Genomic DNA, 11,486 nt, shown 5'->3' on the forward strand with positions numbered 1-11,486 from the left:
TTGGTATTGTTACATAAATGTAGACTTAATCAGGCTCAAGGTCAATGAATTCGCTTATAGATAAGATTGATATAGATATAGAACATATCAATCTTATAGCTATAGCCAGTGAGATACAGTTCTTTTGAAAATAAAAAAAGCCCGTTCACCTTATACAGTGAACGAGCTTGGGCTATATCTGTATTTCGTTTATACATTTATTTCTTCCGCTGATTTTACTTCATTTTGGTTATCTGCTTTGGTTATTTCTTTTTGATAAATAGTAGTACGATTTCGGCCTTCTCGTTTGGAAGTATACATAGCTTCATCCGCATGACTAATCAAATCATTTGGTGTTTTGCCATGTTCAGGGAAAGCAACTACCCCACTTGATACAGTGATCAATTCTCCTGAAGGACTCACAGTACCATGAAGCAATTCACGTAATCGTTCAGCCACAATATAGGCGCGGGTCACATTACATCCACGTAATAAGATTCCGAATTCTTCTCCACCATAGCGAAAGCATACATCTCCTTCGCGAGAGACATTACGCATCGTGACGGCTAGAAATTGCATGACTCGATCTCCGGTGAGATGACCATACGTATCATTGACTCGTTTGAAATGATCGATATCTAACATCACCATAGCAAAAGGTTCATCCCCGATACACCATGTTTCTAGAGTAGAATCAAAATTACGCCGATTAGCAAGACCGGTTAGACCATCAAGTGCAGTCTCATTTTTTAATTTCACAATATACTTCTGTAGTTGTCTGGTCGTAAAACGAATACTTTGATACAGTACTTTCACTTCATATGTCCCCGAGCGAATAGGCGGTAACGCTTCACTTTTCCAATCATCTACCATACGGTTGGAGTAATCTGCTAATACCTGCAAAGGACGCACAGCTAGATACGTAATAATCCAACCCGCAGCTAACGTAATCAATAACAAAGGTAACGATAACAAAATACTTTTTTGAAGTAATTCTCGCAGCGGAACACTTATCACCGATGCAGGTGTCTGTACAATCACACCCCAACTGCTTTTCATATTATAAGCATATCCTGTATAAAAGGTCTGATTCTGCTGATCTGTAAATTCAATCTTACCAGCTAAGCCAGCCATCACTTTCCATACAGCTTCATCGGCAGCTTTATTCGATCCTACTAATTTTAGATTAGGATGGAAAATAATATTGCCTTTCGGACCGACTGCATATACATAAGAACCATCTGATGAATAATCTTGCTCCAGAATACCTTGTAATACATTAGACTTCTGTAAATAAATCGTTCCGGCAATATAACCGTAATACCGTTCTTGTTTGTCAAACAACGGGCTGGTCACTAATACAATCCATCTACCGTCTTTGCTCATAAAAGGTTCGGTAATATGAGGGATCTGAATTTCTAGTAGCGTATTGTTAATAGGTCCACTCAATTGTTGCCCTGCTTTGACGCCTGATGTTGCGGGTACTGTATTGTTTACGATCAAATCTTTATTTACAATAACAATCGAATTAAAATAATTTTTGTTATTCGTATACAAATCTTCTAACAAATCTTGATCGATTTTATTTTCACGTTGCCATATTGTAGCCAATGCATCTATACTTTCTTGCATCGTACCTAATATATTACCTGCCGCATTTGCAAGTTCAGTGGCATGCTGGTAATTATTATCTAAATAATTATTAATCAGGGCTTGCTTACTAACGATATAGGCCGAATAAATCGAGATAATCATCGTAAGTAAAATAGAGAAAACAATGATAGTGCTTACAATGGTGACAAGCCTGAATCCTTTTTTAGGATATAAACGCAATCGGACACCCCACCTGACAAATCAAATATTAATCAACTTTAATTTTAACACAACCTTTTTCACAAAAGAAAGCAAAAGACACTTTAAATCGTCTTTTGCTTTCTAGAATATTATAAAAAGAAGATTACGACCGTACTGTTTGTTCTTTACGGCTCGTTTTCATTTTAGATAACGTTTTATTGATCCAAATAGCTGCCTGTGCGCCTTCACCCATTGCAATATTAGCTTGCTCTGAATGTGCACCCAGATCTCCAGCAATCCAGACATTTTCAATATTGCTCATTTTGGAACGAGGATCTGTCTCGATATGATGATTATGAATAGTCTCTACACCTAATTGCTCTGCAAGTTCTGAATTCACATGATTGCCTCCAAAAGCTATAAAACCACGCTCTGCTTCTATCACCTGACCGCCTTCTAACTCTACACTATGGATAATACCACCTTCGTGATAATTGACCATATCTACAGCCGATTCAATATACGATATTTCTTTTTCTTGTAGACGTTCCATCGTTTCTGGACGGAATGGCTTGGATTCATGATTGATATAGATAAGGTCTGAAGTACGCTCTGATAAAATCAAAGCCATTTGAGCGCCTGCTTCACCTGCACCGATCACGACAGTACGGCGATCTTCGATCTCATATCCATCGCAGTCCGGGCATACATATACACTATACCCTAATGTTTCGACCAACCCGGGTAAGCGTGGGAATCGATCGATCAAGCCTGTCGCTAGCAATAAGGTTCTAGCTTTATAACTTTCTCCTTGTGCTCCTTTAAGCAAGAAATGATCTTCTTCTTTTTTCGCTTCCAAAATGCGATCTTCATGAAATTGTACGCCTAATGGCTCAGCATGTTCCCGTCCAATTTTGCGTAATTCCTCTCCTGAGATTCCATCAGGAAAGCCAAGAATATTTCCATAGTTCTGGCATAATGTTGAACGTCCATGCCCTGCATCGATGACCAGTACCTCATGAGCAGAATATCTTCCTAGCTGAATAGCTGCTTGTAATCCTGCTATTCCTCCTCCTACAATAATGCAATCGTATAAAGTATTATCACTAATCATCGTTGTTGACCTCCTTGAATTGATGTTGCATTTGATCACTTTTTTATCGTTAACGACCACTTATTTCTGTTCATAACAAGGCTAGATGGATAGATAAGAGTATGTTAATAAATGTTTGATACTTACTTACGATTAAAAAGATTGTATAAGATAATATGTAAACCTCTTATATATTATGAAACGCAATCGACTACATATTACAAAAAATCCTCTTCTTCTGTAGCCTAATGTCTACAAGAAAAAGAGGATTTGATTTGTACTATCGTATTAATTAAGATCTGCTGGTGTTATCTCATATAAAGAACCGCTCATCATACCACCGAATCCACCGCTATTGTTCGTGCGGTTCATCCCATTCATCGGGCTGTTCATCGTAGCAGTAGGCACTTTAGCATTATTTGCACCGGAAAGGCTGTTTTGCAACACCGTACTTGTAGTATCCTGCCACTCTTCTGTTGGAATTTCGGTACCATGTTCTTTGATCCATGTGATGATCTCATTCGATTCTCCACCACGACCACCGATCCCATTAATCATAAAGTATTTTATTTCTCCTTTACTAATCAATGCTTTCAAAGAATCGACTGTCAGAATCGGATCACTTCCACCGAATCCACCCATTGCCATAACAGGCTTACCGGTCTGAATAATATATGGAGCGGCTGAACTGGCATTCGATACAGCAAATAGATATTTTTCACCTGTATTGTGTTGAGTTACATATTGCAATAATTTTTCGTTGGCTGTTTGATACATTCCACCGCGATTAGGTGTTCTTGCAGGTGCTGTATTAGTATTCTCTGAAGGCAAAGTATTTTCGGTAGGTGTCATCGTAGTATCCGGGTTAGTAGGTCTTATAGAAGCATTACTGCCTCCTTCACCTATCATATTAGGAGGATTGCCACCGAATCTACCGAACCCTTCCTTAACTTCAGGGCCGCCAGCTGGTATTGCTACATTGCCAGAAGCATTAACAATCGAAAAAGAAGACCAGTATAATGGAGTCAACATCAGTAATATGATCGCTCCAGAAGCTAGATATAACTTGTTCGCTTGAAGAATAGAATCTTTTTTACCAATCAGTAAGCCTATCGTTAGTACCAGTCCTACACCACCAATAATATAAAACCATGCAGAACCGATAGTCGCATTAAATGGATAGATGACATACATTTGAAAAGCTGTAGTGACAGCCACGTTAATAGGTAACAGCCACGATAACCATCCACGCCCTTCACGATAATATCTCCATTGAGCCATAAAACCTGTTGCAGCAAGTACAGCTACAGGTGGGGCTAACATAATCAGATAATATTGATGGAAAAATCCTGCAATACTAAAAAATCCAGCTACAGGCAGTAACCACATTACCCAGAATATACTATCAAGGTACTCTGGACGGCGCCATGTATTTCGGCGTACTCCTGCAAATAAAGCAATTAACGATACAATGGCAAACGGCAATAATAGACTTGCTTGACCGGATAGACTGGATTGAAATAACCGAAGTAGGCCAGCATCTCCAATATTGAACATTTTTCCTGTATTTCGATTCCCTGTCGGAGGAGACATTTGGCTATTGGTCATGCCTGTTATCTGGTTGTTGCTATTACTGGTAGTCGGGGGAGCTGTAACTTGCGCTGTATTCTCTTCTGGTGATAGTACAGACGTCTGCCCTGTTAAGCGATTAAGACCGTTATACCCAAAAGCCAGTTCCATGACAGAGTTCGTCAGACTACTTCCTTCATAAGGTCGTTCACTTGCAGGTACACTATCGACAATCATTGCCCATGAGACCGAGATCCCTGCGAGTAATACTGTTCCTATCGCAAGCACCGATAGTTTTTGCTTCCAATTCACTTGATAAGCCAGTAGATAAAATACATATAAAGCAGGCAGAATCATATACGCTTGTAGCATTTTCACATTAAAAGCAACACCAACCATAGAGAAACCAGCGATAATCCACAGTGCTTTCTGTTGCTTTACACCTTTAAGTAGCATCCATGTCGCTAATAGTAAAAAGAATACCAATAGACTATCTACATTGTTGGAACGTTGTACTGCTATCGCTACAGGAGTAACCGCCATCATTAGCGCTGCAAGCCGTGCTGTATTTACTCCAAAAGTAGGCTTAACAATCAGATAGATCAATCCAACCGAGCCTACACCTGCAAGTGCCATAGGCAACGTAACGCTCCATCCATGCACTCCAAAAATAGATGCAAATAATGTCTGCACCCAGAACGCTACAGGAGGCTTATCAATCGTCACAAATCCACCGGGATCGAACGATGCATAGAAAAAGTTGTGAAAACTTTGAAGCATACTTGTTACTGCCGCTGTATAGTAGGCATTGGCGTTTCCATTTTCCCAAATCTTCCACACATTTAGAAAAGCAGAAAGGATTAAAATCAAAATCAGCGGAATATCTATTCTTGATCGTGATTTTGATAAACTGCTTGCTCTTACTTCCATAGGTATTCCTCCCCAATCATCCATCATTCAGATATACTTTTTATGTAGATTTCATTTTGGCGCATTAACCTTAAATTTAGATCATGAATTACTTAAAAAAAGATTAAATATGCAATTTCTGATACATCTGGCATCTGAAAATATACGTTTACTGTTTACATTGTTATGCACAAAAAAGAACCTCCATACTCACTACGATGTGAGTTGGAGGTTAAATGTTGTATTTATAGCAAGGGGGGATTTGCTAAGAACAAGGACAAATAAGGGTTAGTGTTGGGCAAACATATGCGCAAATGCTTGAGCTAGCCAAGCATTAATATTCATTAGTATTGAGTGTTACCACTTTCCGTAATGTTTTTCACACCGATAAATTTAGTGCCTACATTATGGTAACGAGTATTAGTCATTTTCACTGTACTGGTAGAACTATCTGTACGGAAAATCGCTTCTTTCATATCAGAAATATCGCAATTGTCGATCGTTACATTTACTTTAAATGTACTTCCGCCCAATTGACGAATAAATTTACCTGCTTTAGAACCTTTAAAGTTGCTTACTTTGAACGTAGAAGCTGCATTGATCTGGAACATTTTATCATCACCATTGGTAGCCGAACCACCTTTAAGAGTAACTGTTCCACTTTCTTTGATCGTCATTGCATCTTCACCGATATCTTCCCAGACGATGTTCTCCAGAGTAGCGTTCCCATAAGTATGTACGCCATCAGCCGCTGGATAACCAAGTACTACATTTTTCAATGTACCTCCATTTTCAACGCGGAAAATAGGTTTTTGACCTTCTTTTTGACTGCCATCTCCAAGAGCACTTCCTGCGATGAAGCGTGCTCCTTTGCCATCATACACTTCGCCTGCTTTGACAACGATTGTAGTGTTAGTGACACCGGCTGCTTCTACTGTAGTTGTTGGTACAGCAGTTGTCGGCACAATTGTTACAACTGATGCTAACATCGTAGCCGCTAATACCGTTGTTACCCATTTTTTCATCCAAAAATCGCTCCTTTTGAATACATTTTTTTAAACCTGTTACTTAAAATGTAATTTATCAGGTTTAAGTTAACAATATCATTTAGAGTATAATTTTTCCATATGAATATAACGAAACCTTTTTGAAAATAATATGCAAAATATCGAAAAATTATCCAACAATACATACAGCTTCTTCCCTATATAATATTTAGAAAAATCAATAGAAAATTCCTTTTAATACCATATTGTAAACTATACTTTAGCTCAATAACTTGTTGTACCCAAAAAAAGAGAAACCTTGGAATATAAGGCTTCTCTTTTTTTGGTGTTATTATTCTTTATCAAAAAAGAAATGTTCGGCTGATACTTGATCGCCTTCGATCGTAATTTTACCGTAAGAGTATCTTGGTTCACGACGCTTGTCTGTCGGTGACCCTGGATTGAATAAGAGGATATCTTCCCGTATCTCAGACAAAGGCGTATGAGAATGCCCGAATACGATGATATCGACAGCTTCATTAGGAAAAGTGTTAAACGCTCGATCCGGCGTTGTACCTCTCCATCCATCTCCATGAACCAGACCAATTCGCTTGCCAGCAACCTCTATTATTTTCTGCAATCCAAGTCGTTCTACAATATCGTCTCCATCATTGTTACCTGCCACTGCTTCGACAGGAGCCAATTCAGATAACTTCTCGTACACCCACCAATCACAGAAATCTCCTGCATGTACAATAAGGTCTACCCCTTGCAAACCTTCTAATAAATGAGCTGGCAGATAACGATTACGACTAGATATATGTGTATCGGATACAATGCCAATAATCAATTAGTTCCCCTCCTTACTCTGATAAGCGAGACGACGTTCATCTCGATCGGTTTCACTAAGCTTAGGACAAGAGAAACAATAATCTCCGTCATCCATACGATGATACAAGCAACAAGCGCTTTTTAACGGAATTGATTGATTTCCTTGAATACTGGTCGTATAACGAGTGGGTATATGGAGCGGATTGCGTGATAAGCCAAACGTTTCCGCTTCCATTCGTGTTGTCACATAGTGATGATCTTCTTTAATCTGCTCTACAATAGTTGTCGATGAAGCTTCTTCTTGCCATGCTTGAATAAAATAATTAAACTGACTTGGGAATTGCCGCCAGAATACACGGGCATGAGCGCCTGTGACCGCCGATATTGCTTCGATCAAAGGACGAAGCGTTTGTTGATACAACTGTTTGAGATGAGTCTGGCGAAATAATTCTCGCTCCGCAGAAGCACCGGGCCCTTGCTCTTCACTCCACTGCTGAATCCGAAATGCAAACTGACAATATCCATTACTTTCATACATATCCATCGTTAGATTTTCTAAGTCTAATGCGATACTTCTATTATAAAAGGAAAGATAATATTGCTCTGCCAAAGCGATGCGACCTAACCAAGAACAGAAAAAAGTTCCTGCTGGCTCTGTATCCGGTGCTTTCAGCAAAGGAGCATAGAACTGTAAAAACTTCTTCATGCCTTCTACTGTACTCAATTCTGCAAAAGAAGCGCTATATATGGCATCCGGATGTGGTTCCATTATGAGATAAAATTTAGCTTTTAACATATCACGATCCAAGCTAAGCTCCATACTTCCCAAACCCTTCCTTTATTAAGATTCATTATCATTTATCCTATACCAATCTCTTCGATTCTTCAAATCAACATAAAAAAAGACAGCCCTTGAATAAAGGACTGCCACATAACGGAAGGTATAACTATGATTTGATTAAGAAGAAGATTTCGATTCAACCGGTTGCTTTTTGGTGCTTACAACAGATTCTACAGCCGCTATACGGCGATCTTCAGGCTGTCCGGTTGCTTGAATTTTTCTGACTTTGTGAAGTACTTCTTTGTTCGGTAAGTAATGAAGAGATTTGATATAACGGATCGTTTTGGTTTTGGCACGCATAACGATTGAATGCGTCTCTGCACGATCATCCGCCAGATAACGAACACCACCCAGGATTTCACCAGGCGTTACACCTGTTGCGGCAAAAATAACATCGTCGGTGCCGATCATATCCTGCATTGTAAGAATCTGGTACGGATTTTCGATACCCATTGCCTGACAGCGTTCAAACTCCGCTGCATTGGCTGGCATCAATCTACCTTGTAGTTCACCACCAAGGCAGGATAGTGCAGCAGCAGCCAGTACACCTTCCGGTGCGCCTCCTGATCCTAAGTAAAGATCAATCCCTGCTTCGGGGAAAGCAGGAGCCATAGCGCCTGCTACATCGCCATCGCTGATAAATTTGATCCGAACGCCTACTTTACGCAATGTTTTGATAATACTTTCATGACGATCACGATCTAATATCATAACCGTGATATCCGCCATATTTTTACCGAGTGCTTTGGATGCTTTATGCAAAGTCACATCGACAGGATCTTCAATACTGAGCTTGCCTACTAATGCAGGGCCTACAGCTAATTTCTCCATATACATATCAGGAGCATGCAGAAGGTTACCTTTATCGGCTACAGCAATAACCGAAAGTGCATTATTCAACCCCTTCGCCACAATGGCTGTTCCTTCTAACGGGTCTACTGCTACATCTACTTCTGGTGAATCTGTGTTTCCCACTTTTTCTCCGATATACAACATCGGAGCTTCATCCATCTCACCCTCACCGATTACAACAGTACCGTTAATCGATACAGAGTCGAACATCGCACGCATTGCTAGTGTAGCCGCCTCGTCTGCGCTGTTCTTGTCACCACGTCCCATCCAGGGAGCCGAAGCCAATGCCGCGACTTCTGTTACTCTTACAATTTCCAATGCCATCTCGCGTTCCATGTCTTCCACTCCTTTAATTGGGATTTCAAAGATAAATGTTGTTTACTAGAGCATATAATATCACTATTTCAAACAAAAATGTTGTTTTTAACGAAAATAATCTTCTAAAACAAATTTATATGTTTGATAAATAAATATTATAAAGGTTTTTAAAGTACAGTATAACTGATAAACAACATATTTCTTGAATACAGAAATTAAATCTGTGTTTTTAATTTCATTTTATATACATAACCACATTTTCACGAATGAAACCAAAAAAAAGAAACAGCAAACAATCTCTAAGAGATCATTTACTGCTTCTTTATTTACGACGATTGGAGATTAGTTGATACCAACAGCGCTCAAAGAGTTTTTAACAGCTGTTGTTTGAGCAGAGTTTGCACCATACAAATCTGTAGATGCTTGTATCATTGCAGAACGGTAAGCAGAGAAGTTAGAGCTAGAAGTCAAGTAGTAGTTCAATGCACGGTATACGATTTGGATCGCTTGTGAACGACCGATACCTGTTGTATTTACTCCACCAAATGTTCCACCTTGCGCTAACAAGTAGTATGCTTTGTTCGGAATACCACTGTTTGTGTGTACGCCACCGTTATCACTGGATGTATTTACATAAGCAGACATTGAAGCTGGTTGTCCACCTTTAGCAGGGTTATCCATGTAACGAAGAGCATCACCAGAAGTACCTGGAGTATAGATTGCATCACCGATCAACCAGTTTTTACCTTCGATCGTGTTACCGAACATATCAGAGATTGCTTCATTCAAAGCACCGGATTGACCATAGTATTCAAGGTTAGCTGTATACTCAGTTACACCGTGAGTCAATTCATGACCTACAACATCCAAGTCACCAGACAATGGAACGAATGTAGAACCGTCGCCATCTCCATAGACCATTTGCGTTCCGTTCCAGAATGCATTGTTGTAGTTAGTAGAGTAATGAACGGTAGATTTAAGAGCTAGACCATTACCATCAATACTGTTACGTCCAAAGTTAGATTTGTAGAAATCATATACTCTTTCTGCGTAAGTATGAGCATCTACAGCAGCAGGATCATTAAATGTACTGCTTGTGCTGGATACTGTTGATCCTGGCAAAGTACTACGGTTAGCTGCCGTATATGTTTGTACACCTTTTCCACGTGTACTATCGATTAACAAGTTGCTAGAACCAGATACAGTTGTTGTGAACGACTTCGTATCGCCCAATACCCCTTTACCTGTTCCTGTAGCATGCTCAATCAAGTCATATTGGAACAAGATTGAACCATCTTTAGCATCGATAAAGTAACGTGTACGAAGTGGTTCAGGAGTAAGTACGTTTACTTCAGTTACATAAGCTAAGCTAGCTTTATCTTCTGGAGCATATACATACAATTTAGCACTTGGTGCTTTTTGAGCTTCACCTAATGAACCAATTTTAGAAGCAGCATCTTTTTCAGCAATTTTGATTGCTTCAGAAGCGCTAATTTTTGGAGTTACAGCTGCTTTTGCATCTTTAGCATCGCTTAATTTACCGTAGACATCTTCAACTACGCTACCCAAGTACAAAGATACATTTCCTGTTTTATCAAAGTGCAATGTTTGTTCTGCACCGTATACTGGAACGCCTTCGTAGATTTGGTTGATGCGATAATGTTCTGTACCTGTAGAGGAATCTGCTTGACGTTTAGTAATATCAAAAACTTGTTGTGCAGTTGCTTGTTGATCTCCGGCAATTGTACGTTTTTGTCTGTCCAAGAATTTCCATACTTTTGCATCACCAGCCAATCCGCTTGTTACCAAAGTAGATTGTGTAATTACTTGTGGAGTGTAATCTCCTAGTGGTGTTACTTCATTAGCAGAAGCAGCAAAAGCTGGAGCCTGAGCACCAATCAACAAACTACCGGCAAGTATAAATCCAAACGTCTTTTTCAAAGTATTCTCCCCTGTTCACTTGGTTTTTTGGTATTGCCTAATAACAACTTTTTGTGCTTTTTCTTCTAAGTACCTGTGAGCCTTTGCCAAAATTCAATGATAGCATTCGTATCGAACGCTCAAGCGCCAGCTACAAACTGCGGGCAACATCTACAACAACAATCAGTAACCGGTACCCCTCCTTTTGGACGCTCATATTTTACCAAATAAATCATTTTGTGGATTTCTTCTTGCGTCTGAAAGGAATCGTATCATGATTCCTAAAAAAAATAAATACCTTTTTAGATAAAAATATGGAAAAAGATGAAAATAGCTGATTTATCTGACATGAGCTGTACAGTTTAGTATCATTTGGAGAAAACTACCTTACTTT

8 protein-coding genes are annotated in these 11,486 nt (G+C 39.4%); all 8 read right to left on the bottom strand.

From position 1 onward, the window contains the following. Positions 1 to 189: 189 nt before the first annotated feature. On the bottom strand, positions 190 to 1,812 hold the full coding sequence (locus tag QE450_RS08820; RefSeq protein WP_273612452.1) for a sensor domain-containing diguanylate cyclase: 1,623 nt from the start codon (positions 1,810 to 1,812) through the stop codon (positions 190 to 192). Positions 1,813 to 1,936: 124 nt separating this feature from the next. Then, positions 1,937 to 2,887, bottom strand: coding sequence for an NAD(P)/FAD-dependent oxidoreductase (locus QE450_RS08825; protein WP_273612453.1), 951 nt, complete (start codon positions 2,885 to 2,887; stop codon positions 1,937 to 1,939). A 267-nt stretch (positions 2,888 to 3,154) separates the two neighbouring features. Then, on the bottom strand, positions 3,155 to 5,365 hold the full coding sequence (locus QE450_RS08830; RefSeq protein WP_307298610.1) for an ArnT family glycosyltransferase: 2,211 nt from the start codon (positions 5,363 to 5,365) through the stop codon (positions 3,155 to 3,157). Positions 5,366 to 5,688: 323 nt separating this feature from the next. Continuing rightward, positions 5,689 to 6,333, bottom strand: a complete 645-nt coding sequence (locus QE450_RS08835; RefSeq protein ID WP_273616306.1) for a pectate lyase — start codon at positions 6,331 to 6,333, stop codon at positions 5,689 to 5,691. Between the two features lie 349 nt (positions 6,334 to 6,682). Next, positions 6,683 to 7,180 (bottom strand): metallophosphoesterase family protein, encoded by a 498-nt coding sequence (locus QE450_RS08840; RefSeq protein ID WP_274172841.1) that lies wholly within the window; start codon positions 7,178 to 7,180, stop codon positions 6,683 to 6,685. Next, complete coding sequence (locus tag QE450_RS08845) at positions 7,181 to 7,981, bottom strand: (2Fe-2S)-binding protein (RefSeq protein WP_307298614.1); 801 nt, start codon at positions 7,979 to 7,981, stop codon at positions 7,181 to 7,183. A 138-nt stretch (positions 7,982 to 8,119) separates the two neighbouring features. After that, positions 8,120 to 9,190, bottom strand: coding sequence for a class II fructose-bisphosphatase (glpX, locus tag QE450_RS08850; protein WP_273612457.1), 1,071 nt, complete (start codon positions 9,188 to 9,190; stop codon positions 8,120 to 8,122). 324 nt (positions 9,191 to 9,514) lie between these two features. Beyond that, positions 9,515 to 11,113, bottom strand: coding sequence for a M4 family metallopeptidase (locus QE450_RS08855; protein WP_273612458.1), 1,599 nt, complete (start codon positions 11,111 to 11,113; stop codon positions 9,515 to 9,517). Between the last annotated feature and the right edge of the window lie 373 nt (positions 11,114 to 11,486).

It is taken from the genome of Paenibacillus sp. SORGH_AS_0306, assembly GCF_030819345.1.
GTDB lineage: Bacteria > Bacillota > Bacilli > Paenibacillales > Paenibacillaceae > Saccharibacillus > Saccharibacillus kyungheensis.

Coding starts and splice junctions, on each gene's coding strand:
- QE450_RS08830 (WP_307298610.1), bottom strand. CDS start 5,365: ATGGAAGTAAGAGCAAGCAGTTTATCAAAATCACGATCAAGAATAGAT.
- QE450_RS08845 (WP_307298614.1), bottom strand. CDS start 7,981: ATGGAGCTTAGCTTGGATCGTGATATGTTAAAAGCTAAATTTTATCTC.
- glpX (WP_273612457.1), bottom strand. CDS start 9,190: ATGGAACGCGAGATGGCATTGGAAATTGTAAGAGTAACAGAAGTCGCG.
- QE450_RS08825 (WP_273612453.1), bottom strand. CDS start 2,887: ATGATTAGTGATAATACTTTATACGATTGCATTATTGTAGGAGGAGGA.
- QE450_RS08835 (WP_273616306.1), bottom strand. CDS start 6,333: ATGTTAGCATCAGTTGTAACAATTGTGCCGACAACTGCTGTACCAACA.